28 protein-coding genes are annotated in these 25,544 nt (G+C 67.0%); 17 read left to right on the top strand and 11 right to left on the bottom strand.

Annotated elements, in window-relative coordinates:
- Positions 1–12 precede the first annotated feature (12 nt).
- Complete coding sequence (locus BST38_RS19250) at positions 13–864, top strand: Vgb family protein (protein ID WP_083145068.1); 852 nt, start codon at positions 13–15, stop codon at positions 862–864.
- A 19-nt stretch (positions 865–883) separates the two neighbouring features.
- Here BST38_RS19250 and BST38_RS19255 read toward each other — a convergent pair whose 3' ends face one another.
- On the bottom strand, positions 884–1,318 hold the full coding sequence (locus BST38_RS19255) for a nuclear transport factor 2 family protein (protein ID WP_083145069.1): 435 nt from the start codon (positions 1,316–1,318) through the stop codon (positions 884–886).
- A 109-nt stretch (positions 1,319–1,427) separates the two neighbouring features.
- Here BST38_RS19255 and BST38_RS19260 point away from each other — a divergent pair, with 109 nt between their 5' ends.
- On the top strand, positions 1,428–3,626 hold the full coding sequence (locus tag BST38_RS19260; RefSeq protein ID WP_083145070.1) for a LuxR family transcriptional regulator: 2,199 nt from the start codon (positions 1,428–1,430) through the stop codon (positions 3,624–3,626).
- 3 nt (positions 3,627–3,629) lie between these two features.
- Here the strand turns inward: BST38_RS19260 and BST38_RS19265 are convergent, their stop codons facing one another.
- Genes BST38_RS19265 through BST38_RS19280 form a run of 4 tightly spaced genes read right to left on the bottom strand, consistent with a single transcriptional unit; the run spans position 3,630 to position 6,960 of the window.
- Positions 3,630–4,025: a nuclear transport factor 2 family protein gene (locus BST38_RS19265; protein WP_083145071.1), complete on the bottom strand. Its 396-nt coding sequence runs from the start codon at positions 4,023–4,025 to the stop codon at positions 3,630–3,632.
- Positions 4,018–5,034: a hypothetical protein gene (locus BST38_RS19270; protein ID WP_083145072.1), complete on the bottom strand. Its 1,017-nt coding sequence runs from the start codon at positions 5,032–5,034 to the stop codon at positions 4,018–4,020. The genes BST38_RS19265 and BST38_RS19270 overlap by 8 nt, the downstream gene beginning before the upstream one ends.
- A 2-nt stretch (positions 5,035–5,036) precedes the next feature.
- Positions 5,037–6,368, bottom strand: coding sequence for a Dyp-type peroxidase (locus BST38_RS19275; protein ID WP_083145073.1), 1,332 nt, complete (start codon positions 6,366–6,368; stop codon positions 5,037–5,039).
- Between the two features lie 31 nt (positions 6,369–6,399).
- Positions 6,400–6,960, bottom strand: a complete 561-nt coding sequence (locus BST38_RS19280) for a hypothetical protein (RefSeq protein ID WP_083145074.1) — start codon at positions 6,958–6,960, stop codon at positions 6,400–6,402.
- A gap of 237 nt (positions 6,961–7,197) precedes the next feature.
- Between BST38_RS19280 and BST38_RS29265 the strand changes: the two genes are divergently transcribed.
- Positions 7,198–7,533: a hypothetical protein gene (locus BST38_RS29265; RefSeq protein WP_133057248.1), complete on the top strand. Its 336-nt coding sequence runs from the start codon at positions 7,198–7,200 to the stop codon at positions 7,531–7,533.
- Between the two features lie 17 nt (positions 7,534–7,550).
- A complete protein-coding gene (locus BST38_RS19290; RefSeq protein ID WP_083145076.1) occupies positions 7,551–7,886 on the top strand; it encodes a heme-binding protein in 336 nt (111 codons plus the stop codon).
- Here BST38_RS19290 and BST38_RS19295 read toward each other — a convergent pair.
- A complete protein-coding gene (locus tag BST38_RS19295; protein WP_083145077.1) occupies positions 7,833–8,738 on the bottom strand; it encodes a helix-turn-helix transcriptional regulator in 906 nt (301 codons plus the stop codon). The genes BST38_RS19290 and BST38_RS19295 overlap by 54 nt on opposite strands.
- A 102-nt stretch (positions 8,739–8,840) precedes the next feature.
- On the opposite strand from BST38_RS19295, the gene BST38_RS19300 reads away from it, so the two are divergent.
- The 5 genes from BST38_RS19300 to BST38_RS19320 all read left to right on the top strand — a co-directional run bounded on the left by BST38_RS19300 (position 8,841) and on the right by BST38_RS19320 (position 13,580).
- On the top strand, positions 8,841–9,749 hold the full coding sequence (locus tag BST38_RS19300; RefSeq protein WP_083145078.1) for an MBL fold metallo-hydrolase: 909 nt from the start codon (positions 8,841–8,843) through the stop codon (positions 9,747–9,749).
- Complete coding sequence (locus tag BST38_RS19305; protein WP_083145079.1) at positions 9,742–11,145, top strand: carboxylesterase/lipase family protein; 1,404 nt, start codon at positions 9,742–9,744, stop codon at positions 11,143–11,145. The genes BST38_RS19300 and BST38_RS19305 overlap by 8 nt, the downstream gene beginning before the upstream one ends.
- An 82-nt stretch (positions 11,146–11,227) precedes the next feature.
- Entirely contained in the window at positions 11,228–12,031 is an 804-nt protein-coding gene (locus BST38_RS19310; RefSeq protein WP_237160848.1) for a bestrophin-like domain, read from the top strand.
- A gap of 124 nt (positions 12,032–12,155) precedes the next feature.
- Positions 12,156–12,929: an SDR family NAD(P)-dependent oxidoreductase gene (locus BST38_RS19315; RefSeq protein WP_083145080.1), complete on the top strand. Its 774-nt coding sequence runs from the start codon at positions 12,156–12,158 to the stop codon at positions 12,927–12,929.
- 135 nt (positions 12,930–13,064) lie between these two features.
- On the top strand, positions 13,065–13,580 hold the full coding sequence (locus BST38_RS19320; RefSeq protein WP_083145081.1) for a sigma factor: 516 nt from the start codon (positions 13,065–13,067) through the stop codon (positions 13,578–13,580).
- Between the two features lie 25 nt (positions 13,581–13,605).
- On the opposite strand, the gene sigJ (BST38_RS19325) is transcribed toward BST38_RS19320, so the two are convergent.
- On the bottom strand, positions 13,606–14,538 hold the full coding sequence (gene sigJ / locus BST38_RS19325) for an RNA polymerase sigma factor SigJ (RefSeq protein ID WP_083145082.1): 933 nt from the start codon (positions 14,536–14,538) through the stop codon (positions 13,606–13,608).
- Positions 14,539–14,574: 36 nt separating this feature from the next.
- Complete coding sequence (locus BST38_RS19330; RefSeq protein ID WP_083145083.1) at positions 14,575–15,771, bottom strand: NAD(P)/FAD-dependent oxidoreductase; 1,197 nt, start codon at positions 15,769–15,771, stop codon at positions 14,575–14,577.
- A 164-nt stretch (positions 15,772–15,935) separates the two neighbouring features.
- Between BST38_RS19330 and BST38_RS19335 the strand changes: the two genes are divergently transcribed.
- From BST38_RS19335 to BST38_RS19365, 7 genes are all read left to right on the top strand, one after another.
- Entirely contained in the window at positions 15,936–16,346 is a 411-nt protein-coding gene (locus BST38_RS19335; protein WP_237160851.1) for a hypothetical protein, read from the top strand.
- A 99-nt stretch (positions 16,347–16,445) separates the two neighbouring features.
- The gene (locus tag BST38_RS19340; protein ID WP_083145085.1) at positions 16,446–17,057 is read left to right on the top strand and encodes a sigma-70 family RNA polymerase sigma factor; all 612 of its coding nucleotides are present in this window, start codon (positions 16,446–16,448) and stop codon (positions 17,055–17,057) included.
- A gap of 34 nt (positions 17,058–17,091) precedes the next feature.
- Positions 17,092–18,072 carry an RNA polymerase sigma factor SigJ gene (sigJ, locus tag BST38_RS19345; protein ID WP_083145086.1) on the top strand — a complete coding sequence of 327 codons (981 nt, stop codon included), beginning with the start codon at positions 17,092–17,094 and terminating at the stop codon, positions 18,070–18,072.
- 133 nt (positions 18,073–18,205) lie between these two features.
- Positions 18,206–19,414 carry an NAD(P)/FAD-dependent oxidoreductase gene (locus BST38_RS19350; RefSeq protein WP_083145087.1) on the top strand — a complete coding sequence of 403 codons (1,209 nt, stop codon included), beginning with the start codon at positions 18,206–18,208 and terminating at the stop codon, positions 19,412–19,414.
- A gap of 123 nt (positions 19,415–19,537) precedes the next feature.
- Positions 19,538–19,906, top strand: a complete 369-nt coding sequence (locus tag BST38_RS19355; protein WP_083145088.1) for a SpoIIAA family protein — start codon at positions 19,538–19,540, stop codon at positions 19,904–19,906.
- A 39-nt stretch (positions 19,907–19,945) separates the two neighbouring features.
- On the top strand, positions 19,946–20,779 hold the full coding sequence (locus BST38_RS19360) for a hypothetical protein (protein ID WP_083145089.1): 834 nt from the start codon (positions 19,946–19,948) through the stop codon (positions 20,777–20,779).
- Positions 20,780–20,790: 11 nt separating this feature from the next.
- On the top strand, positions 20,791–22,020 hold the full coding sequence (locus tag BST38_RS19365) for an NRAMP family divalent metal transporter (protein WP_083145135.1): 1,230 nt from the start codon (positions 20,791–20,793) through the stop codon (positions 22,018–22,020).
- Positions 22,021–22,049: 29 nt separating this feature from the next.
- Here the strand turns inward: BST38_RS19365 and BST38_RS19370 are convergent, their stop codons facing one another.
- On the bottom strand, positions 22,050–22,700 hold the full coding sequence (locus BST38_RS19370) for a response regulator (RefSeq protein ID WP_083145090.1): 651 nt from the start codon (positions 22,698–22,700) through the stop codon (positions 22,050–22,052).
- Positions 22,701–22,827: 127 nt separating this feature from the next.
- On the opposite strand from BST38_RS19370, the gene BST38_RS19375 reads away from it, so the two are divergent.
- The gene (locus BST38_RS19375; protein WP_083145091.1) at positions 22,828–24,219 is read left to right on the top strand and encodes a wax ester/triacylglycerol synthase family O-acyltransferase; all 1,392 of its coding nucleotides are present in this window, start codon (positions 22,828–22,830) and stop codon (positions 24,217–24,219) included.
- A gap of 33 nt (positions 24,220–24,252) precedes the next feature.
- Here the strand turns inward: BST38_RS19375 and BST38_RS19380 are convergent, their stop codons facing one another.
- Both BST38_RS19380 and BST38_RS19385 read right to left on the bottom strand, forming a co-directional pair.
- A complete protein-coding gene (locus BST38_RS19380) occupies positions 24,253–25,128 on the bottom strand; it encodes a universal stress protein (protein ID WP_083145136.1) in 876 nt (291 codons plus the stop codon).
- Positions 25,129–25,207: 79 nt separating this feature from the next.
- Positions 25,208–25,480 (bottom strand): hypothetical protein, encoded by a 273-nt coding sequence (locus tag BST38_RS19385; RefSeq protein ID WP_083145137.1) that lies wholly within the window; start codon positions 25,478–25,480, stop codon positions 25,208–25,210.
- Between the last annotated feature and the right edge of the window lie 64 nt (positions 25,481–25,544).

The raw sequence follows: 25,544 nt of genomic DNA on the forward strand, positions 1-25,544 counted from the left end.
TACCGTCGTGCCGTGAGTGGGGTCCTCGATATCGCGGTGTCCGGCGGTCCGTATGCGCTCGCCCCGGGCCCCGACGGCGCCATCTGGGTCACGCTGGTCCAGTCCGGGGAGATCGCACGCATCGCGCCGGACGGTGGATTGGACATCTTTCCGGTGGCCCCGCACAGCAAGCCATCGAACATCGTCGCCGCGCCGGACGGAGCCCTGTGGTTCACCCGCAGCGGGGACGACCGGATCGGCCGTATCGCCGTGGACGGCGCGCAGCGCGAGATCGAGCTGCCCGACGGGAGCGCACCATCGTGTCTGTGCGTCGGACCCGATGAAGCGCTGTGGTTCACCACGACGACCTCGGGCACGGTGAGCCGGATCGGTGCCGACGATGAGGTGGACGTGGTGGCAGTCCCGCGGGGCGACCCGACGATGATCACCACGGGCCCCGATGGCGCGCTGTGGTTCACCCTCCACCGCGGCAGCGCCATCGGACGGCTCGACATGGCTGGGACGGTGAGCGTCCGGCAGACCCCGACCCCGTCTTCGGGGCCCGTCGGCATCACCGCGACGCACGATGATGCGCTGTGGTTCACCGAAACTCGGGCCGGCAAGCTGGGCCGCATTCCGCTCGACGAAGCGATTCAGGAACTTGACCTACCGGGCAAGCCCCACACGGTGATCGCCGATCAGGCGGACGGAGTCTGGGTCAGCCTGTGCGAATCCGACCAGCTCGCCCGTGTCAGCGCCGACGGCGAGGTCATGCTGATCGACCTGCCCGCAGGCAGCGAGCCCCGTGGACTGGCGATGGCCACCGACGGGGCGCTGTGGGCTGCTCTCGAAGCCGGGTACGTCGTGCGCCTGCCCACCAACTAGGCGGCCCGCCCCCAGGGTGTCACCGAGTCGGCGCGATCGCGGCGACGATCGCGGCGGTGTCCCAGTAGAACGGCCACACCTCGGCGATCCGTCCGTCGGCGATGCGCAGGGTCTGCAGGATCGGGAAGCTCACCTCGCGGCGGCTCGCCCGCGCCCGGGCACGGACCCGGGTCCGGACCACGGCGGTCTCGCCGGTGGCCAGGAACTGCTGATCGAGCATCTCGAACTCCGACCAGGTGGCGGCCATGGCCGCGAAGAAGGCCCGCATCCCGTCGTGACCGCGCCACACCCCGCCGTACGGAAGAGCCGTGGCCTGGCACAACACCACATCCGTGGCGAAATACGGTGCGAGAACGTCGAAGTCGCCGTGACAGGGCCCGCCGGAAGCCAGGTATTCGCGTTCGGCGGCGTACATGCCGCGCAGGATGTGGGTGCAATCGGTGAAGGTTTGCATACCGGGAAGACGGCGACTGCACGCCGAATGTGAGATGCGAGCCGGCCGCACGGGTCCGAATGCGAAAAAACGCATGTCAGACGTTCACTTACCGGCTTACGATCGCGATGTGGTGGCGGGAGACTGGCGACCCCGTGTTCCGGCCGCGACGATCGGCCGGCCACGCATCGCCGACCGTGTGGTCGGCCGCCCGGATGCCCTTCGGCGGATGGCGGCGGCGGATGGCGGCGACGTCGTCGTGGTCTGCGGTGCTGCCGGCTACGGCAAGACCACGACCGTCGCACTGTGGGATACCTCCGACGAGCGACCGTTCGTGTGGGTGCGGGTGGACCACCTCGACGACGATCCGGCCCACCTGCTGCTGCACATCGCGACGGCTCTGGTCCGGCCGTCGGGCAACGCGCCTGAGCTGCTGCGCTATCTGGGCGGCCCCGGCCGCAGTCCGGCGAATCAGCTGTTGCCCGAGGTGGTGCACCTGTTCGAACAGTCCGGACCGGTGGTGCTCGTCCTCGACGACGTGCACAAACTCTCCGATCCCACCGCGGTGACCACGCTGCGGATGCTGCTGCAGGAACTGCCCGCCACCGTGATCCCTGCTCTGGTGGGCCGGTTCATGCTGCCGCTGGGACTCGGCCGTCGCCGGCTGCAGCACACCGCGGTGCAGATCGACCAGGAGGTGCTGCGGTTCTCCGCCGCCGAGGCCGCGCAGGCTCTCGATTTGGCCGGCGGCGTCCACGACGAGGCGACGGTCTCGGCGGTGATCGAGCTCTGCGAAGGTTGGCCCGCCGGGGTGATCTTGACGGCGATGGCGCTGCGAGAGGGCACGTCGCTGGAGGGCTTGGTCAGGCGCGACAACCTCGTGGTCGATTACGTGGTCGAAGAGGTCGTCGATCGCCTCGACGACGCGACCGCGGCGTTCCTGACGGAATCGGCGGTGCTGGAACGCTTCACCGCCGAGCAACTCGATGCCGTCCTCGGACGCGACGATTCGGCCCACATGCTGGCGCTGCTGTCCGGGCTGGGTAATCCGTTCCTGATCGCGGTGGATCACCACAGGGTGTGGTACCGGTATCACCATCTCTTCGGAGACGTCCTGCGGGCCCGGTTGCGCGATACGGCGCCGACGCGCTTCCGTGAACTCGCCACCCGCGCGGCCGACCTTCTCGAGCGCGACGGTGACATCGACGGCGCGCTGGTCCAGGCCCTGGACGCCGGGGACCGTGCCCGCGCGGCCGCGTTGGCGGGTCGCGAGGCGGTCCGCCTCGGATTCGACGGGCGCGCCGGAGTGTTGGCGAGGCGGCTGGCGATGCTGGATCCCCGGACGTTCGCCGAACATCCCGATGCCGCGGTGGCGCGCGCGTGGTTGGGGGTGACGACGGCCGACGCGGAGCTGATCCAGCGTTCGTTGATGCTCGCGGTGCGCGCCGACCGGGGACAGGCACTGTCCGACGGCACTCCGTCGGTGAACGTGGCTGTGGCACTGATCAATTCACTGGTGGGCGCCGGCGGTGTCGTCGATGTGGCGCACCAGGCCGACGTTGTCCGCGCCGCGGGCGGACAGCTGGTGAACCCGTGGTGGGGAGCCGCCACCGTCATGAAGGGAACGGCGGAGGCGATGCGCGGCCAGGCGTCGCAGGCGCGCAACCTCTTGGAATCGGCACTGGCCGTCATCGACGACCTGCCGGGGTTCCACGCCGCGGCATTGGCCCACCTCGCGTTGCTCGATCTGGCAGCGGGTAACGATGAATCGGCTGTGGAACGCAGCGAGGCCGCCCGGATGCTGGTGGACAAGTACGACCTGTGCGACGTCGTACCGATGATCGTCGTGTACGCGACCAGCGCGGTGATGGCCGCGCGCATCGGCGACGAGATCGCGGCCCGGCACTCGGCGGAAGTGACGGAGACCTTGCTTTCCCGCCTCGGCCATCTGGCTGCGCGCACTGCGCTTCTGGGTCACGGCCTGCTTGCGTGGACGGCCGCGGTGGTCCAGGACGCCGAGCTGCTCCGCAGGCATTTGTCGGTGGCCGAGCGCCTCTGTCACCGGGAACCGTACGCGCTGGCACTGATTCAGCGGGTCGATCGGGTCAAGGCGATGGTCGCAGGTGGTGCCCGCCCGTTGACCGCCGCCGAACTGCGCCTGCTGCCCTATCTCGCCAAGCATCTGTCGTTGCAGCAGATCGCCGCGGATCTGGTGATCGGACGGGAGACAGTCAAGACCCAGGCGGCATCGATCTACCGCAAGCTCGGGGTGACGTCTCGTGGCGAGGCGGTCGCCGAGGCGAAACGGGTCGGGCTGATCCCGGATTGACGCTCAGCGGCCCTTGGACCAACTCCACGCGGTCAATCTCCAACCGGACCCGCTGTTGCGCAGCGCGACGGTGAAGGTGGACCCGGTCTGGGTGCGCTGGGCACCGGCGACCGAGAAGGCCATGGCGGCCGGCACCACCACATAGCCGAATATGCCGTTGTCCTCGACGTGGCTCGGGTCGCCGAGCGTGATGTGATAGCCGCTGAAGCCGAGATGCTCGCTCTCGGCCATCACGTCACGCCACCACGCGCGGGTTGCGGTGGGACCTTGCCAGGTATGCGGCGGCATGCCGTCGAGGATCTGCATGGTGTCGTCACAGGCCGCCGCCATCGCATCGATGTCGGCGGCGTCGAACGCCGCGACGTAGCGACGCACCGCGTCAAAAGGACTGTCAGCCATAGGCCATCGTCGCCACGTTGCGCCACAGGTTGTGCAGGCTGGCCGACGCGCCGAAGAGCGTGGTGAAGTGCGTGGAGTCCAGCAGCACGATGTCACCGGCCCGGTCCCCGTCAGGAGGCATCCAGATGACCGCGTTGAACGCGGTATTGCCGGCAACGGTGAACGGGTGCGGTCGGCGCGGGTCGATGGGTTGGCGGGCCAGCACACGCAGATTGGCGCCCTCCGGGGCGGTCAGTTCGTAGTGCGGAAGGTGCTGATGGAAGCTCAGGGCGGGCACGTCGGCGAGAAGACCTTTCTCGTCGCAGTCACGATAGGCGGTCAGTTCCACCGGGTCTCGCGTGCCTTCGACAACCGCGGGCCGTAGACCCCAGATGTTGTGCACGGGCACCCCGAGCGCGCGCATCAGCGACCGGGTGTACCTGCTGAACCGTTGCTGGCGGGGCACCAGCCGGTCTCCGTGATGTTCGTATTCGATCTGCCGCTGGTTGAGGTCGTCGGTGAACCCGACATCGTGATGGGGGGCCAGCAGCAGGCATGTGCCCTCGCGGCGTAGCCATTCCCGCAGCGCCTGCACTTCGCCGCGGGTGGCCTCCAATTCGGAGTTCAGGTGGTCCAGACCGAACACCATCAGCGTGTCGGTATCGGCCAGGATGCGTTCGTCGATGGGTTGGGTGTAGCCGGCCTGGTCGACCCGCTGGAAGACACCGACCGGGTGCCCGGTGAGTTCTGCGACCAGATCCTGAAAGGTCAGCGTCGAGCGGTGGAACAACTCCAGCGTTCCGGCGATGCCCTGAAGGAAATTCGCGGCGCCGAATCCGGGTGTCTCGTAACCGGGGTACGCCACGTTGCGGACTTCGGTCATGGTCGAGAAGCGGTTACTCATCGCGGCCGGATCACGCTGCGCTTCCCAGGGATAACTCCATGTCCAGTAGATGCTGACGCGCCGCTGTCCGTCGCGGGGCCGCGCCACGTGGTCCTGGTTGTAGGTGCGGGCTGGACGCAGGGTCATCATCACTCCCGGGTTCCGGCGGCGGCGAGATAGCGCAGTGCGTCGAGGCCCGGAAGGAAGAAGTAGGCACCTCCGCGCAGCGTGGTGAACGCCGGTATACCCCGGTGCACCTTACGGATGGGGCGTTTCGGCATGGTGAAGTCCAGCGTTCCGTCCTGCGTGCCGCAGATCGGGTCGCGTTCGTTGCCGAGTTCGTGGAAGGACCTGTCGTTGATCCACACGTTCTGCGCGAACTCGAACTGCCGCACCAGGTCTGCGCAGATGATGAACGCGGCGATACCGCGCTCGATGTCGTCGTCGGGTGCGCCGTCGGGCAGTGCCGGCCCGTAGGTCGCACCCCTGCGGATCATCCTGCGCCGGTTCATGAAGTGCGCGGTGTCGCGCGGATTGAGCCGGCGAGCGTGAGACCCCAGCGGGCAGGCATACCCGAACGGATCCATCTCCTTGTAGTTGAAGTCGTTGTTGCGCATCGGGTCGGCACCCAGTTCGGGGTCGTCGTGCTCGGGCGCGAGAACCAGCGGTGCGCCGCTGCGCCAGCGGCCCATGAATTTCGCCGCCAGCAACTCCTGCTCCTCGGGAGTCTCGGCGTTGTCGGACAGGTAGGAACGGAACGCGCCGACGTGTTCTTCGAGCCGCCGGTAGGCCATGTAGCTTCCGTTGCGGGACAGTTCAGTTGGTTCGGGAAGGCCGGCCACGGGGCCGTCTTCGTCGGGGTATCCGAGGATGAACTCGCCGGGCTGCAACGCTGGGCCCGACCCCGGAGTCGGGTCCTCCCCCGAGCCCTTCATGACCGGCTGGGACAACCGGTCGCGGAAGCCGAAATGGTCGTGCGCGTAGTTGAACGGCGGATGAGCGTTCAGATCCAGATACGACAGCGTGCGGACACCGTCGCAGCGGGCCACCAGATCGTCGTGTGCGCCCACGCAGCGGGCATGCTCGTCGTCGTCGCGGGCGAACAGGATCGCGATGGCGTGCAGGTCATCTCCCGCCAGCCCGCCGAGCCAGTGCTGCGGCGCATTGACGCCGGTGTCGCCGAGGATGTCGGCGCGCGCCGCCATCCCCTCGCGGAACGCGTCGGGGAACGTCGCCAGCGCGGACTCGGGCACCCCGAGGGCGCGCAAGCCGGTCCAGGTGAACGCCAGCGTCACCCAGCGTTTCGCATCGTCCATCGTCGCCGTGACGTCGGCGGCCGATTGGACGACATCGAGAAGTTCGGTCAGCCACGCCCGCCCGCCCTCCGCGTGATCGAAGGTCAGGAACTCGTAACGTCCCGTCATCGCCGGTGTCCGGGTGAGCAGGATGTGCTGAATGTCGTCCAGTTCCAGCGTACTCATCACTGTTATCTGTTCTTCGCGCAAGCGCTCATCACTGCATCTGATCGAGCATCGTCGAGAAAGCATCCTTGAGGCGCAACGCCTTCTTGATCTCGTCGGCGGTCACATACGGGTACTCGCCGTATTCGAGGAAGCTCGGGTATTGGTGGTCGCGGACGAACTTGATGAACGCCTCCGGGTTGGTCTGCCAATCCTCGGGAAAGCCTTCGAGATTGGTGAACACAGTCGTGATCCCGGTGGCGCTGAACAGGCGCACCGCGTCTTCGGTGTACTTGTCGAAATCGGTGTCGAAGATGCCCTGGTACTGGAAATGCAGACCGGATCCGACATCGAAGAGCACCCAGCGTAGGTAGTGCAGGCGCAGCGGCGCGAGCACGTCGGGGCTGCCGGCGACGGCGTCCTCGATCTGTTTGCCGTACGCGCGCACCGACTCTTCGCGCCCTTGCTTGACCTTCGCGATGATGGAGAAGCCGTGACACGCCGGGGTGCGTGGATACGTGGGCCCGTAGCGCCCCCGCTCGAGTTCGAAGTAGCCCTCGGGCGGGATCGCCATGGCCGACGGTTGTGACCAATTGTTTTCCCGTGCAACCATGCTGAACCTCCGGAAGGGTCGACGCCCACGACCGTAGGCCGGTCCTCTCCGGCCGGACTCCCCCGTTTCGGGGGAAACCCGGAAACGACGGTTCATGCCGGTTTTCCCCCGATGTGGGGGACGCCGCCGACGCCCCCTGGTGCCTACGGTGCCGGTACACAGTCGCGCATCGGTGGCTGCTACCGAACCAACGCATAGGAGTCGCAAATGCGGTGGGTTTTACTGATTGTGCCCCCGGTGGCGATATCCACCGGGATCGCCATAGCCCCGCCCGCCGTGGCGGACTGCACGAGCGCGGGTGGGACGACGATCTGCTCGCAGGGCACGGTGCGCGGCTCGAACACCGGGGACGGACCGAGCGGGTCGGGTCCCTACGCCCCGTACCCGTGCGATGAGAACTACTACGACTGCGAAGCCTGGTGGGAAGCCGACTTCGACGTCATCGTCGACCCCGGCCCCGGGCCGCCCGACCTGGGGCGCCCCGGCCGTCCGGACTTCGGCAACCCGGGACGACCCGGCGGCGGCGGTGGAGGCCGGCCCGGAGGCGGCGGTGGAGGCCGCGGCGGACGATGAACACGAAGGAGATCCCTATGTCACCCCGTTACCTGGCGCCCATGCTGGCCGCGATCGGCTGCGCCGCAGTGCTCGGCACCGCCGCACCCGCCGCGGCCCAACCGCCGCCCTCGCCGCCGAACTGCTCCTCGGCGGATCTCACGGGAACGCTGACCGGGGTGATGGCAGCCACGTCGGCGTACCTGTTCACCCATCCGCAGGTCAACGACTTCTTCTCCAGCCTCAAGGGGCAACCTCCGGAGGAACGGCGCGCCGCACTGCAGACCTTCATGGACCAGAATCCGCAGGTGCGTGCCGAGTTACAGGGGATTCGCCAGCCGATGGTGGACTTCCGCAACCGCTGCGGAGGCTGAGTCGCGGCGCTGTCCGAGCGAATTGCGCAGCAGCGCGATCGTATCGGCCGCACTCGACCCGTCCTCCGTGGTCACCAGACACAACGACTGCTCCGGGGACCGCGCGATCACCAGGTTCTGCTGGGTGACGGTCAGCGGGCCCACGGTGGGATGGCGCATCCGGTAAGACCCTGCCTCACAGGGCTTGACCCGGTGGTCGCTCCACAGCGCCGCGAAGTCGTCGCTCTTGACCGACAGTTCACCGACCAGTCCGGCCAGCAGCGCGTCATCGGGAAACTGACCGGCGACGTGGTGCAGGTGCCCGACGACCGTGCGCGCCTTGGCCGGCCAGTCCACATAGAGCTCCCGGGTGTGCGAGTCCAGGAACAGCAGGCGCGCCAGGTTCGGTCGCTCAGCGGGGCGGTCGACGGCGTGCCGGTCGATGTGCCCGGCCAGCAGCGCGTGACCGAGGTCGTTCCAGGCCAGGATGTCGGTGCGCCGGCCGAGGACCATGGCGGGAACGTCGGCGAGCGTGCGGAGCAGGTCCTGGGTGGCCGCGTCGACCCGTTCGGCCGGTGGCCTCCTCGGCCGGTTCGGCCGCACTGCGGCCAGCGCGTGCAGGTGCCGGCGTTCGTGGTCGTCGAGGCGCAGCGCCGTGGCGATCGCGTCGAGAACCGCCTCCGAGGCGTGTGATGCCTGCCCCTGTTCCAGGCGGGTGTAGTAGGACACGCTGACGCCCGCGAGCTGCGCCAACTCCTCGCGCCGCAGACCGGCGACCCGGCGGCGCTCGGGGAACGCGCTCAACCCGACGTCTTCGGGTGTCAGCTGAGCACGCCGGGTCCGCAGGAACTCGGCCAGGCCGTTGACGGTCATGAATCCACTATGCGCCCGCGGCCGGTGCGCCTGCCTGCCACTGTCAGGGGTAGGCACCGCCGGGGCTGGCTGCCGGACGGCCACCGCCGCACGCTGGTTCGTATGAACGACATCGTGTTGGGTGACGTCACACTCACCCGCGTACCGGAGTACTACGGCTCGGTCGAGTTGGCCCCGAAGACGTTCTTCCCGGAAAGCGCCGAGGCGTCCTGGGACTACAACCGGGACCTTTTGGTCCCGGACTTCTGGGACCCCGCCGCCGACGTGTGCATCAGTGCCATCCAGACCTGGGTGTTGCGCAGCGAGGGCAGAACCATCCTCGTCGACACCGGCGTCGGTGACCACAAGGAGCGTCCGTACGCACCGTTGTGGAGCCACCGCGAATCCGGGTTCCTCGACAACCTCGCGGCGGCCGGCATCCGCCCCGAGGACGTCGACATCGTGATCAACACCCACCTTCACAACGACCACGTCGGCTGGAACACCGTGCTGCACGACCGCCGGTGGATTCCGACGTTCCCGAACGCGACCTATCTGATCCCCCGTGCCGAGTTCGAGTACTGGCACCCGGACAGCGGCAACACCTACCGCGGCCGCGGTCATCTGAACGTGTTCGAGGACAGCGTCGCTCCCGTGTACGACGCGGGGTTGGTGACGTTGTGGGAGGACGGTTTCCAGATCGACGCGAACGTCCGCCTGGAGCCGGCGCCCGGTCACACGCCCGGCTCGTCGGTGGTCTCGCTGCGCTCGGGCACCGATCGCGCCCTGTTCGTCGGCGACATGCTGCACACGCCGCTGCAGTTCCTCGAGCCCGACGTCAACAGCTGCTTCTGCGTGGAACCCGACGAGGCGATCGCCACCCGCCGGCGGGTCCTCAATCATGCCGCCGACACCCACACATTGGTGTTCCCGGCGCACCTGGGCGGTCACGGCGGGGCGGAACTGCGCCGCGACGGAAGCCGGCTCACGATCGAGCGGTGGGCGCCGTTCGACCGGATCACCGATGTCTGAGCCCAGCGTGCGGACCGCGACCGGCGCGGTGCGGGGTCGGGCGCATCCCGGATACCGGGCATATCTGGGTATCCCCTATGCGGCGCCGCCCACCGGCGCGAACCGGTTCGCCGCGCCGGCACCGCACGACGGCTGGCCGCGCGTCCGCGACGCCGTCGAATTCGGGCCCGCCGCCCCGCAGGCGCCGCGAACGGGATTCGGAAGCCTGGACATGGCAGCGTATTTCGGTGATGCAACGGATTTCGGCCGCGACTACCTGACCCTCAATGTGTGGGCGCCAACCGATGCGTCGCGGTGCCCGGTGATGGTTTTCGTGCACGGCGGAGGTTTCGTATCGGGGTCACCTCGCGCACCGCTGTACGACGGGGCGACGTTCGCGCGCGACGGGGTGATCCTGGTGACCGTCACCTATCGCCTCGGCATCCCCGGGTTCCTGGATCTGCCGGATGCGCCGCCCAACCGCGGCCTGCTCGACGTGCTCGCGGCGCTGGACTGGGTGCAGACCAACATCGGCGCCTTCGGCGGAGATCCGGGCAACGTCACCTTGTTCGGGCAGTCGGCGGGGGCGACGCTCGTGTCGGCAGTGCTGACGACACCGGGCGCCGCCGATCTGATCGCGCGGGCGATCGTCCAGAGCGGGAACGGACTCGGCGCCTTCTCGCGCGAGCAGGCGGCCAGGGTGACCCACCGTGCCGCAGAGTTGTTGGGCGTCGAACCGACCGCCGCCGGGTTCGCCGCGTTTCCCGACGGCGAGTTGACCCGGACCGCAACAGATCTGACCGGGTTGTCCCTGCGCACCGCGGACCGGTTCGACCCGCTGGTCGGCCTGAGCGCGTTCAGCCTGGTGCTCGACACACAGCCCGCCGACGCGGCCGCGTCGGGGAACGGTGCCGACATCCCGCTGCTGATCGGCACCAACGCCGAGGAGGGCAACCTGTATCTCGCGCCGAGCGGGGCGCTCGAACGGTCGACCGAGGACGACGTCGTCGGGCTGGCCGGGCAGACCCACGACGATCCAGCCGTCGTGATCGGCCACTACCGGGCACGGATGCCGTCGGCCGACTGGGGTGAGGTGCGCTCGGCGCTCCTCGGTGACGCGTTGTTCGTCCGGGGGTCGCGCCGGTTGGCCGACGCGCACGGCAGCGGCAGCACCTATCGGTACGAGTTCGCCTGGCGCTCCCCGGCGGTCGGCGGGCGCCTCGGCGCAGCACACACCGTCGAGTTGCCGTTCGTGTTCGACCGACTGCATCTGCCTGCTCTACGTGGGCCGGACGGGCTGCTGGGTGCCGGCATGCCTCCGCAGCGCCTGGCCGATGAGATGCATGGTGCCTGGATCCGGTTCGCGCGGACGGGCTCTCCGGGCTGGGCGGCGGGACCGCCGCGCGTGTTCTGCTAGACGTACTGACCACGGATGTTGCTCTCGGCATTCCAAGCGCCTACCTCCGCAGCAGGGCCACTCCCCCATAAAGTCGGTGGCTGTGCCCATCTGGCTGATGCCCCTGGTCGTTCTCGCCGTGGTCGCGGTCGCGGTCGCCGCGAAACTCGCCGTGCGCACCCGCGCGCCTGAAGGGGGATGGTTCACCGACCTGACCCGCAGCGCGGGTTCACTGACGGTGATCGGCACGATGTTCGCGGTGATGCTCGCGTTCGTGATCCTGTTCGCGCTGCAGAGTTTTCAGCGTGCCCGCGAAGGCTCCAGCATCGAAGCGGTCGCCACCACCGAACTGGCGTCGGTCGCCAACATCCTCCCCGACCCGGTCGGAGAACGTCTCCGCGGCGATCTGGTGTGTTACGCCAGAACGGTGATCCATGACGAATGGCCCGCCATGCGCGACGGGCGCCCGAGCGAGGTGACAGAGGCGTGGGTGGACAGGCTGCACAACGACTTCGCGGGGGCGGCCCTGTCAGATGGACGCCACGAGGCGGCCTATGGACAGTGGTTCGATCAAGAGGCTCAGCGCCGTGACGGCCGGCGCGAGCGACTGTCCGAGGCGACTCCGACGCTTCCGGCACCGTTGTGGTTCGCGTTGGCGGTGGGCGCCGCGATGACGTTGACCTACATGGTCGTTCAGGCCGATCCCCGTGAGAGCCGCAAGATCCAGGCTCTGCCGATCGGCTGCGTGTCCGCCCTCATCACCGCGGGTCTGCTGGTGGTCTTCTTCCTCGATCGTCCCTACTCGGGTGAGCATGCCAGCGTCGAACCGACCGAGATGACCCGCACGCTGGCCCGCATCGACAACGGGGTCCAGGCACCCTGCGACGACCGCGCCAATCCGCTGTAGGCGGGGTCGTCGGAAGTTCGTCGATCGACCGCGATCTGGATTTCCGCCCTCGGATTTCCGTCGTCGTGCAACGCTGTGCCGGAGGCGGTGTCCAAGACACACCGCGACGACAAGAACGGGCGCCGTGACTCAAGGATCAGGACGACTTCTCGGAAAATCAGCGGTGATCACCGGGGCCGCATACGGCATCGGCCGGGCGACCGCTGCGCTCTTCGCGCGCGAAGGGGCTCGGCTGACGGTGACCGACATCCAGGGCGAGCCGCTGCTGGCGTTCGCCGACGAACTGCGCGAGACCGGGGTGGACGTCGAGACGGTCATCGGCGACGTTTCCCGCGAGGACGATGCGCGCCGGATGATCACCGCGGCAACCGAGCGCTTCGGCCGCCTCGACGTCCTGGTCGCCAACGCGGGCATCATCCCGCTCGGTGACGTGCAGGAGATGACGGCCGCCGCCTGGGACGACGTGATGGCCATCGACGGTCGGGGCATGTTCCTGTCGTGCAAGTTCGGCATCGAGGCAATGCTGGCGACCGGCGGAGGCTCCATCGTGTGCCTGTCCTCGATCTCGGGGGTGGCCGGACAGAAACGGCAGGCGGCCTACGGGCCTGCCAAATTCGTCGCCACCGGATTGGCCAAGCACCTCGCGATCGAGTGGGCCGACCGGGGCATCAGAGTCAACGCCGTCGCCCCCGGAACGATCACCACCGAGCGGGTCAACCAGATGCGAGACGAGCCGGGCGGCGCGGAATACCTGGCCGCGGTCGAGGCCCAGCACCCGATGGGCCGCATGGGTGAACCCGCCGAGGTCGCCAGCGCCATCGCCTTCCTCGCCTCCGACGACGCCTCCTTCATCACCGGCGCCGTACTCCCCGTCGACGGCGGGTATCTGGCGCAGTAGCGTCATTCGGCAGCACCCGGGGCGTGACTGCAGATCGCCACGGCATCTCCCTCACAATCTCGCCGCCTACGTCGTCTTACCTCCGGGCGGGACGGTCGTTCGGATCGAAGAGACTGCGACAGCTGGAGGTGTGCGTTGGAGGAACCCGAGCCAACCGGGGCCGGCGCCGTGGAGTGCTATCGCGGGGTCTTGTTCGGCGTCGCGTACCGCTTGGTCGGTACCGCACACGACGCGGAAAACGTGGTGCAGGAGTCCTTCTCGCGGTGGAATCGACTCGATCCCGATGAGCGGGCGCTGATCGTCTCCCCGCGTTCGTGGCTGCTGCGGGTCGTCAGCCGGGTGTGCCTCGACCATCGGAGATCGGCGGGATTCCAGAGGAGAACCTCCGTCGGCGACTGGCTTCCCGAGCCACTACCGGACCGGCGTGGCGACCCGCTGTGCGACATCACCTTGGACGAGTCCGTCAGCATCGCCCTCGTGATCCTTTTGGAAGAGGTGACTCCGACCGCCCGCGCGATCGTCATTCTGCATGACGTCTTCGGTCTCTCGTTCACCGATATCGGCGAAATCGTCGGGTGCTCACCGGCAGCCTGCCGGCACCTGGCAGTCGTCGCGCGCCGCCACGTCCGTCCCGAAACGGGATCGTCGTGAAGTGCGCTGAACCGGCGGTAGGCGTCTATAGATTCGACGTCGTCACTGGCCGCATCGCCTGGTCGAGGTTCCAGTATTGGAGCTTGTCAGAGTTTCTGACGATCCAGAGCCGGGAGACCAGCCCATCGCGCACCTCCAGTGCCCCGACCGCCACGGTGACGCCCCCGCGCTGCATACGCAGACCGGCCTGGCCGTTGACATCGACCACCGAAGTCTCCACGTCGGCTTCCCTGCGCCGAATGCCGGTCAGATAACGCAGGACTCGCTGCACACCGACGATGGGCCGCACAGCGGCCCGAACCCGGCCGCCGCCATCGTTGGTCACGGTGACGTCGGGGTCGAGAAGTTCGATCACGGATACGATGTCACCGCGCTGAAACGCTTTCGACAGGACGATCGTGGCGTCGTTGTGGCGCAGTCGATCGCGTGCGCATCGCCGCGCCGGTTCGACCCGTCGCCGGGCCGACACCGCGAGTTGCCGGCATGCCGCCTCCGACCTCCCCAGGATCTCGCTGATCTCCGAGAACGGATAGCCGAACACATCCCGCAGCACGAAAGAGATGCGCTCCGCGGGAGTCATCGAGTCCAGGACCACCAACATGGCCAGGGTGACATGCTCGTCGAGCGCGACCAGCTCGGCAGGATCGGTTGGTTGCGAGGAGGTCGGGAAGCTCCGGCCCGGAATCGGTTCGGGCAACCACGGACCCACATACTGTTCACGCCGGCGCCTCGCCGAGGTCAGGTTGTCCAGACAGATGCGGGTGACCACGCGGACACCCCACGCCGCCGGAGTGCGGATGGCATCACGATCGGCGGCCGCCATTCGATACCAGCGCACGTAGGCTTCCTGCGCAGCGTCCTCGGCGTCCGCCATCGAACCCAGGAGCCGGTATGCGACATTGATCAGCAGTGCGCGGTCCAGATCAGCTGCCGGTCTTTCGATCTCGACGTCGGCCATGTCGGCACCCTCCCGTCCGCGGAACCTTCGGCCGTCTTATCCAGCCACGGAATCCAGGGAGGCCGGCCGCTTCGTGGCGCCCGGCCAGCGGTAGCTACCAGGCCTACGACCTTCTTTGGCGATCTGCTTGACGACGGTGGTGCAGACCATCTCCTTGACGAACGCCGCCAACCTGCCGCCCAGGTAGAAGCTGCGCGGTGAATCATCTTGGCGGGCAGCGGCGATGGTTCCGTGGCGACGCCCGATGCTGATGTTCGACCCGACGAACGACTGATGCAGAACCTTCACCTCGTCGCCTGCGATGCGTGCCAGCACGGTGCTCGTCGCCCGCGCCGCCAGCGGCATCGCCGCCTGGCAACTCATCCGCAGCTGCGGGCCCGCCGGCGCCGACGCGTCACCGGCGCCGAAGATCCAGGGATCGTCAACGCTGGTAAGCGTCTCATCGGTGACCAGACGGCCGATGCCGTCGGTGGTCAATCCGCTGCGAGCAGCCAAGTCCGGTACGCCGAAGCCGGCGGTCCACACCGTTGCGGCGCTGGGAAGACTGTGGCCGTCAGAGAGGCGGACGCGGTCCGGACCGACCTCGGCGACCACCGCCTCGTCCTCCACGATGACGCCCAGCTTGGTGAGTTGCCTGAGCACCGATGCGCGAGCTTTCTCACCCACCGACGGCGCCAGGATGCCGCCGCACAGCAGGGTCACCTTCGCGTGGGGGCGCTGCTCGGCCAGTTCCGAGGCGGCTTCGATACCCGTCAAACCTCCGCCGACGACACAGATGGGGGCGTTGTCGGGAAGTACATCGATCGTGGCCCGCAGCCGCTCGGCATGTTCGAGTTCGCTGATGGGGTAGGCGTATTCGACGGCCCCTGGGACACTCGCGGGTACCGCCCCGGTGCTCCCGACCGCGTAGATCAGATAGTCGTAGGTGACGTGGGACCCTGACTCGAGCTCGACAGTCCGTGTCGTCGAGTTGATCCGGGTCGCGGTATCGATGACGAGTCTGACCCGTTCACCCAAGAGGCCGGCCAATTCGACCGTCGCGTTTCCGGTGCCGGCTACGAGTTCGTGCAGGCGCACCCGTTCGACGAAGACGGGGCGGGGATTGATGATCGTGATGTGGATGTCGCGGTTCTGCTGGAGTCGGTTTGCGGCCAGCGCACCGGCGTAGCCCGCTCCGATCACGACGACGTGAGGCTTGCGGACCGACCCGGGCCGCGCGTTGTGGACAGACATCTGGCTCCTCCTACTCGATGCGGACATCCTTATGACGCCGAGCCGACCGGGAATGTGATGCCGAACCGGCGGGAGTGGCGGAGGTCACCGGATGCGCCTCACATCGCGGCGTGCAATGTCGTCGTCTCGGTATGAATGCTTTACTGCACCGCAGCTGTTTGACAGTGCTGACACTGACCGGACTGTTCGTCGGCGGTTGGGCGTACTTTGCGCCCTGGCATTGGTACAACACGTTCCCCGGCATGGGATTTCGATGGCTGCCGGTACTGGGGCCGTACAACGAACACTTCGTCAAAGATGTCGGCGCGATGAATCTGGCGATGGCCGCGCTCAGCATCATGGCTTTCCTCTACCTGGGAAACCGCGCGTTGATGCATGCCACGGCGTTGACGCTGTCGGTGTTCAACCTGCTGCACCTGATCTACCACGTGCCCATGCTGCACATGTACGGCCCGCTGGATGCCACGCTCAACGCCGTCAGTCTGACGGTCGTCCTGCTGTGCTCGCTGGCAATAGCGCTTCCGGTCAGGGCGTCGGTCCACGACTGCCGGCCACCGTCCGACCAAATACCGTGAGTTGCAGCACCATCCATTCGAAAAGCATCACGCCGGCGACAGAGAAATCGTCAAACAAGCAGCAAAAGGGACGTTTTCATTCCTCAGGAGGTGCGACAGATGACGCTCGCCATCGGAGTCTATGACCGTGAAGATCAGCGTAAACGATTCGTTCAGGAGGCCTGGCCGCTGCTGGATCAGCTGTACCGGGCGGCATGTGGTTACACCCGCAATCACGCGGATGCCGAGGACCTCGTGCAGGAGACGATGCTGAAGGCATACCGCAGCTTCGGGCAGTTCGAGAGCGGAACCAACATTCGAGCCTGGCTGTTCCGGATCCTGGTCACCACGTGGATCAACCGCTGGCGCCGCACCCAGCGGCGTCCTGCCGAGGTGCTCACCGAGCGGCTCGGCGACCTCGAGTTCGACGCTGCGGTGCCGCAGTCGTCGATCGCCTCCGCATCGGCGGAATTGGTCGCGTTGGAAGCGCTGGCAGACAGCGACGTCAAAGCCGCACTGGCAGCTCTGCCCGAGGGCCAACGCATGACGGTGTTCTACGTCGACGTCGAGGGGTTCCGCTACGCAGAGGTCGCCGAACTCCTCGACATCCCTGTCGGAACGGTGATGTCACGGCTGCACCGGGGACGTCGCGCCCTGCGGCAGGCACTGGTCGGCGACGGTCTGTACCGGCCGGATGAGTTTCGCGGCACCGCCGCGTTGCATGTCACATAAGGCGATCCTGGCTCGTCAAGCAGGTATGGCCGCAATGAGATACGCAGAAGAGGGCACCGTGGAGGAACGCCAGAGCACGCCCGCAGCGCCGACAACTCCCGGCGACGTCGCGGTCGCGGCCGCCGACGGCGAGCACGATGTATCCGCCGACCGGGGATTGCTGATCAACGTGGCCTACCGGATGCTCGGCTCACTTTCCGACGCCGAGGACGTCGTGCAGGAGACGTTCACGCGGTGGTACACGATGCCGCTCGACGCCAGGGCCGACATCCGCAACCCGCCGGCGTGGTGCGTTCGTGTCGCGACGCGGATCTGCCTCGACCTGCTGAAGTCCTCCCGGCACCGACGGGAGGCCTACGTCGGCCCGTGGCTACCCGAACCGCTACCCCACCACGCGACCGCCGACGCCTCACCCACTGTCGACCCCGCCGATCGCATCACCCTCGACGAATCGGTGACGACCGCGGTGCTGACGGTTCTGGACGCGATGACACCCGCGGAGCGCGTGTCCTTCGTGCTGCACGACGTGTTCCAGTACCCGTTCGCCGAGATCGGCGACATCGTCGGTCGCTCCCCCGACGCCTGCCGCCAGTTGGCCACTTCGGCACGACGGCGGCTCAGGAGCGACCGCAGCCAGGTTGTCGATGCCGCCCAGCACGCCGCGGCGGTTCGCGGTTTCAAGAATGCGCTTGAGCGCGGGGACATCGGCGCGCTGATCGAACTGCTCGATCCCGACGTCCACGTGGTCAACGACGGCGGCGGACAGGTGCGTGCCGCGCTGCGGGAGGTGATCGGGGCCGAGAAGGTGGTGCGGTTCCTGATGGGGTTGCGTCGACGCCAACCCGACATCCACATCGCCCCGGCAGAAGTGAGCGGGCGACCAGGCCTGGTATGCCGGCTGCGCGGAGCAACAGTGGCGGTGGCGTCGATCGGTGTCGACGACGGTCTCGTCACCCGGGTGTGGATGGTGCTCAATCCCGACAAGCTTCGCTTCTGGCAGACGGACATCCTTTAGCGAGAACGTCACTGCGCGGATTCCCGAGTCATCCCGGACCTCACAATCTGGACCGCTGCGGCGTCACAACGGTGGGCACACCAACGGCCATCGGGCCGGTGTCCGTTCCCCACCCAAGAAGGAGTCGAACACCATGGAAATACTGGTAATTGGCGGCGGCTTTGCCGGCGTATGGAGCGCAGCAGCCGCGGCACGTGTCGGACGTGACCATGCATCGGCCGGCGCTCGTCCGCACATCACCCTGGTCAGCGACAGCGACGAGATGGTGATCCGCCCTCGGCTGTATGAACGCGATCCCGTGCAGATGTCGGTTCTGCTCGACCGGGTACTCAAGCCGATCGGCGTCGAGAGGGTGCACGCCCGTGTGATCGACATCGATACTGCCGCAAGAGCTGTCACCGTGGCCGACACGATGGGCCAGGTCCGGGTTCTCGACTATGACCGGCTTGTTCTCGCCGCGGGAAGCCAGGTGCTCACGCCCAACATCCCCGGACGAGAGTTTCTGTTCAACATCGATACGATCGCCGCGGCCGACACCCTTGAGCAGCACGTCCGGAAGCTGGCGTCGGTCAGCGACGCTCACGAGGGGCGGTTCACCGCTGTGGTGATCGGCGCCGGGTTCACCGGCCTGGAGATCGCCACCGAGCTCATCGGCCGGCTGCGCGAGCTGGCGCAGGCCAATTCGGCCCACGCCAGGGTGATCCTTGTCGATCGGAGCACCGAAGTCGGCCCCCAACTCGGTGAGGGCCCGCGTCCGTTCATCACCTCGTCGCTGGAACAGCTGGGGATCGAGGTCCGGCTGGGTTCCGGGGTCAGCGAAGTCACCGATTCCCAGGTGCGCCTCATCGACGGCGAGGTCATTGCCGCGTCGACGACGGTGTGGACCGTGGGCATGACCGCGAGCCCGCTCACCGCGATGGTTCCCGGCGACCGAGACCCGATCGGCCGGTTGATCGTCGACGAATACCTGCGTGTGCCTTCGACTCCGGATGTCTATGCCGCCGGTGACACCGCCGCCGCGACGGTCGAGGACGGCCATGTCACGATGCAGAGCTGCCAGCACGCCACACCGCTGGGCAAGTTCGCGGGCTACAACGTCGCCGCCGACCTGTTGGGCCTTCCGCCGGTCCCCTTCGCGCCGAATCCCTACGTGACCTGTCTGGACCTCGGCGCCGCCGGTGCCGTTCTCACCACCGGCTGGGACCGCGAAGTGCAGATGACGGGCAGCGAGGCCAAAGCCTTCAAGCATCGGATCAACACCGAATGGATCTACCCGCCCGTCGATGACGAGGCCGCGATCCTTGCCCAGGCCGACTACCTCTACACCTGGAGTCTGGACTGACCACGTGTAAGGACCAACGACCCTGGTGCATGTTTTGTCAGACCGCCGACAATCGATTCCAGCGGGTCGTAGCGTTGCGCCGAGAGGGCGAGACCCGCGATCCGCTGGAAAGGAGATGGTCCGATGATCGAGGTGTTGTCGGACATGCCCGAAGGTGTGTCAGGGTTCAGGGTGTCGGGCCGGGCCAGCGGTGAGGACCTACGCAACTTCAAACCCACCATGGAGAAAATGCTCCAAACCGGCGAGGTCCGGATCGTGGAGGTCATCGCACCCACCTACGAGGGTTTCGGTCCCGGTGGGCTGGCCGAAGATCTGAAGATGGGGTTCGGAGCGCTGATCCATCACCATTCAGCCTTCAAACGCATCGCCGTGGTCACCGACAAAGAGTGGGCGATACACACTCTGCAGGCGCTGGCCTGGATGGTCCCCGGCGAAATCGCACTGTTCAGCCTTGACGACCTGGAGAAGGCCAAGTCCTGGGCCGCCGGGTGAGGGCGCGGTCTGCGATGGCGCTGACGGTGCGCTGCTGAGGTGCTGCTCCTCAGTGCCCTGGTACGCCGACGAGTTGTGGGTGCAGACGGAGGTGTCGTCGGGCGCATCGCGGATCTGATCGCTCGCCCTGCCGGCGAGGCAGACCTGCCGGTCGCCGACCAGGCGGTGCTGTCCCGCCGCGGAAAGGGATCGGTGGTGGTCCCGCTCGGGGCCGTCGACCTTGTTCACCCGCACCATCTTCGGCTGAACGACGACGTCTCAGATCTCCCCTCATTCGCCACCGAATCGTTGGCAGACGACGCGATCTTGCTGGTCCGTGATGTGCTTGACAGCCAGGTCATCGACATCGCGGGCCAGCGCGTCACCCGCGTGGCCGATGTCGTGCTTGCCCGTCGACACGACGGGCGCATCGAAGTCGTTGGCGTGGAGGTCGGATTCGACGCCGTGCTGCGCCGTCTGGGCATGGACTGGGTGGCCGAGCCCATGCGCAGGGACGCCATCGCCTGGACAGACCTGCATTTGATGTCCGACCGCGGGCACACGGTGCAACTCGCGACACCGCGCTCGGCGATCCACCGACTCGATGTCCGCGGGCTGGCGACCCTGGTCACCCGGCTGGCGAGCGGTCCGGCGGCGGAGATCCTCGACAGTCAGGACACCAACACGGCCGCCGACGTCGTGCGCGCCAGCCACCCCTTCGATGCGGAGCGCATGCTCCGCGCCATGCCGGCGAGCAAGTCCGCCGACATTGTGGCCGCCATGCCGATCGAGCATGCCCGCCACTGGACGGATCGGCTCTCCCGCTCACCCCGCAGGCAGCGGCATCTTCTTCGCTCGGGCGTCTGGCCCCGCCGCCGGCCCGGGGCGAGGTGAGCGCGGCAGCCATGAAGCACCGGCGGTTGTCGATCGGCGCACTGGTCGCCGTCGTCGGCCCCGGTCTGCTCGCCGGGCTCTCCGACGACGACCCCGCCGGGATCACCACCTACTCGGTACTCGGCGCCGACTACGGCTACCAGCTGCTCTGGGTGTTGCTGCTCTCGACACTGGCCCTAGTCATGTTTCATACCCTGGCGGCGCGGATGGGAGTGGTGACCGGCCAGGGATTGATCGGCCTGGTTCGGCAGCGCTACGGGGTTCGAGTCGGCGGCGCCGCCCTGGTCGCTCTCGTCGTCGCCAACATCGGAACCACATGCGCCGAGTTCGCCGGTATCGCAGCCGGTTTCGAGCTTTTCGGCGTCAGCCGCCACCTCAGCGTCCCAGCCGTGGCACTACTCGTCTCCGCACTGGTGCTGCGCGGCAGCTTCCATCGCGTCGAACACTTCCTACTGTTGTTGTCGACGGTCTTCCTCGCGTACATCGCGTCAGGGATCCTGGCTGATCCTGATTGGGGTGCAGCCACCCGCGGATTGCTGATCCCGACGATGCCCGTCAACGGCGAAGCGGTGGCGATCGTCACCGCCACTGTCGGAACAACTCTCGCCCCGTGGGGTTTGTCGTTCATCCAGTCCTACGCCGTCGACAAGAAGTTGCGGATCGAGGACCTCCGGCTCGAACGCATCGACGTCGTGACCGGAGCGCTGCTGACCGGAGTCATCGGCTTCTTCGTGGTGGTCGCGTGCGCGGCAACACTGCACCGCGACGGCCGCTCCATCACCGATGCCGCGGACGCCGCCCTGGCACTGCAACCCCTCGCCGGTGACCTCGCATCGAGCTTGTTCGGTATCGGGCTCATCGGTGCAGCCATCCTGGCGGCGGCCATCCTGCCGTTGTCGACCGCGTACTCCGTATGCGAATACGCCGGAGTGGAAGCCGCGCTCAATGATCCCTTCCGCGAAGCCAGAACTTTCTACCTCACCTTCGGTGCCGTCACCGGGCTCGGCGCCCTGATCGTCATGATTCCCGGCGCACCACTGGTGACGATCCTCGTTGCCACCCAGGTCCTCAACGCCGTCCTGCTCCTACCCCTGTTGGTCGTGATCATCGGCGTCGCACGCGATGCACGGACGATGGGCCAATACCGTTTGAGCACAACCGGAACGGTGTGCTACGGGGTAACGACGGCAGTCGTCCTGATCTGTGTCGTCGCGCTCGCGATCACCTCAAGTTGGGGATGAGCCGCAACCCGCCCCCGCCATGAGGTCGTTCACTCGAAGGTTGGCGGACGCGGCCGATCAAGTCGGGAGACGAAGGCCGCTGCTTGAGTGCGGCGTTCCATTCCAAGTTTGGCGAGCAGCCGAGACACGTAGTTCTTGATGGTCTTCTCGGCGAGGAACATCCGTTCGGCGATCTGACGGTTGGTGAGGCCTTCCCCGAGAAGGTCCAGGAGCACCCGCTCCTGCTCGCTCAAACCCGCCAGAGGGTCATCGTGTTCAGGGGCAGTGCGCAGCTTCGACATCAGCGCTTTCACTGCCCGGTTGTCGAGCAGTGACCGTCCCGCACCGACATCTTTGATCGCCTTGGCGAGCTCCATACCCCTGATGTCTTTGATGACATAACCACTTGCTCCGGCCAGCACCGCATCCAGCATGGCTTCTTCTGACGTGAATGAGGTCAGCATCAAACACCGCAGGTCCGGCAGCTGGGACAGCAGGTCGCGGCACAATTCGATGCCGTTGCCGTCGGGGAGACGTAGATCCAAGACCGCGACATCGGGTTGTGAGGCGGGGATACGCACCATCGCTTCCGCCACCGACCCGGCCTCGCCGACGATCTCGAGTTCCTCGTCCGCGCCGAGGAGGTCGATCAGACCTCGCCTGACCACCTCGTGGTCGTCGACCAGAAACACGCGAACCATTCCACTCGCCCTTTCTCCTGACGCTCATGGTCGACTCTGGCCGCATCCGACTACTAGGGCCGCAAGTCCTCACCCTTTATGGCCTCAGACCCTGCGCATCGGTTCTGATCGAGGAGATAGTGGATCCGTGGAGCGCTTGTCGGCCTTTGATGCGGGATTCCTCGATGCCGAGGACGCCGACCCGCATATCAGTCTCGCGGTCGGTGCGGTTTCGGTCTTGGAGGGTCCCGTTCCCTCTCAGGACGACATCGTCACTGCGCTGGCTGCACGCATTCTGGCCATCCCCCGGCTGGGCCAAGTTGTCCGTCGCGCGCCGTTCGACCTGTCGGCTCCGCAGTGGGTGGCCGATCCCGCACCGGATCTTGCCCACCACATTCGCCGAGCTGCGTTACCGCACCCCGGTGACGACGAGGCGCTCTTCCGATTCACCGCCGAAGCGATGGAGTCCCGATTAGACCGCGAACGCCCACTTTGGCAGTGCTGGATCATCGAAGGCCTACCCCGCGGCCGATGGGCGATCCTGATGAAAGTGCACCACTGCATCGCCGACGGCATCGCCGCATTGCACATGCTGTCCGGGCTGTGTGACGGTGGTGAGCACACCACATATGTCGGCGCGATTCAGCCCGCTCACCAACCCGACCCAGAGGCCGCACGGCGACTGTCGCTCAACCCGATTCGCTGGGCGCAGGACGCGTGGAGCACGGCATCAGCGGTGGCCTCCACCGCGACCACAACGCTGGTCGGCGGTATCGAGATCCTTGACAGCCTGGTCCGGCCCAGCGACGACTCCGTGTTCAACGGTCCCATCACCTCGATGCGCCGCTACAGCGCGGTCCAGGTGTCATTGGCCGATGCGCTGACGGTATGTCGCACTTTCGACGTCACCCTCAATGATGTTGCGCTAGCGGCGATTACCGACAGCTTCCGCGCCGCCCTGATACGACGCGGTGCTGAACCCCGGCACCACTCGCTGCGCACGCTCGTCCCGGTCTCGGTGCGCCCAGCAGATGCGATGAACCGTGCCGACAATCAGGTGTCGGTGATGTTGCCCTATCTACCGGTGGATGAATCCGATCGGTTGGAGCAGCTGCGTGCGGTGCACCGCACGCTGACACGGGTGAAAGCGGGTGGCCAACGAAGCGCCGGCAGTACGGCGGTCAGCATCGTCAAATCGGTGCCGTTCGCAGTGGCCTCCCGCGTGATCAGAACGGTGACGGCCCTGCCCCAGCGTGGCGTTGTGGCGCTGGCGACGAATGTTCCCGGGCCCCGAGATCGGCTGCGGCTGATGGGTCACGACGTCGTGCGCATGCTTCCAGTACCTCCTGTCGCGTTACGCCTTCGCGCCGCCGTGGGGATCCTGAGCTATGGCGACGACCTTGTCTTCGGGATCACCACCGATTTCGATGCCTTCCCGGACGTCGCCGAGCTGGCGGACGGAATTGCCGATGCCGTGGCCGACCTGACGCGGCAGGCGGCAGGGCGAGTGCCTCCGCCGGGAGATCAGGTTGGTGGATAACCCACCGCCTTGCGCCGGCGCAGGCTCGGGGACTCAGCGCGGTCTGACCACGATGACGGGGATAGCGGCCAGCTGTGCCACCGCTGAACTGACGGAGCCGAGCAGCATGCCGGCGAAGCCGCCGCGGCCGTGGCTACCCACGACGGCGAGTTGTGCTGCGGCACAGCGTTCCACCAGACGGTGGACGGGTCGATCGAACTCCACCTCAGCACGAACTGGCACCTCCGGATAACGTTCCTTCCAGGGTTCCAGGCGCTGGGCAACATACTCCTCGCCGTGCCCCTTGGCGTTGCCCCACTCGCCACCCCGGCTGAGCGCTTCGCCGATGTCGCTGATGACGTGGACCGCCAGCACGCTCACTCCCCGCCGGGACGCCTCCTCGAAGGCCAGTGCGGTGGCCGCGTACGACGACGGGCCGTCGATTCCCAACAACACCGGTTCGGTGGCCTTGGGCGCAAGTCCGGTCTGGCTGTGAACTACGGCCACTGGGCCGGACCCGTGGTGCAGGATCCCAGAGCTCACCGAGCCCAGCAGCAACCGCCCCACCGCTCCCGTCCCACGACTGCCGACGACGACCATGTGCGCCGATCGCGAGGCCTCCACGAGAGCCTCAACGGCTCCGGAGCGAACAATCTCGGTACGGATGGCGGGAGGATCTTCGGCGGCAACCTCGGCGACCAGCTCGCCTGCCTCCTTCAACACGGTTTCGGCGTAGCGGAGTTCGTCGTCGACCGCACCGTCCGACGGCGCCAGTGGCCACGTGACGATCGGTGGTGGCACCGCGGACAGAAGAGTGATCGGCTTGCCGGTCAGTTGAGCCTCAACTACGGCCCACCGGACCGCCGCCGCCGACTCCTGCGACCCATCGACACCGACGACAATCCCGAATCGCGCTCGCTCGCTGCTCATCTGCGTGGCCTTGCCCGACAACCGTCAGCAGTCGTGATTTCCGCGGAGTCAAGGGAAGAGACCGCGTTGTAGATCTCTCTCACGACCCGGCGCCGGCATTCGGAGAGGGCAGAACACCGAGGCGGACAGCCTCGGGCAAGTTGGCCATCACCCTCTCAAGCAACGCGCTGTAGGCCGAGCCGTCATCGTGGAGCCTTCGGTAGCCGCAGTGCAGGAGGAAGACGTCCAGACGGCGGTCGAGCGGCCACTGCGCATAGCGGTCTGCGGTGAACTCCGAGCGAAGAAATTGCCATGCCATGCCATCGAGTTGGCGCTGGGTCAAAGCGAGGCGGGGAGTCGACGTGGCGGGCATGGCAAGTTCCTCCTCGGCATTGACCGACATCATCGTCGGACACCGCAACCGCGGCACGATAGGG

The sequence above is a fragment of the Mycolicibacterium parafortuitum genome (assembly GCF_002086815.1).
Lineage (GTDB): Bacteria > Actinomycetota > Actinomycetes > Mycobacteriales > Mycobacteriaceae > Mycobacterium > Mycobacterium parafortuitum.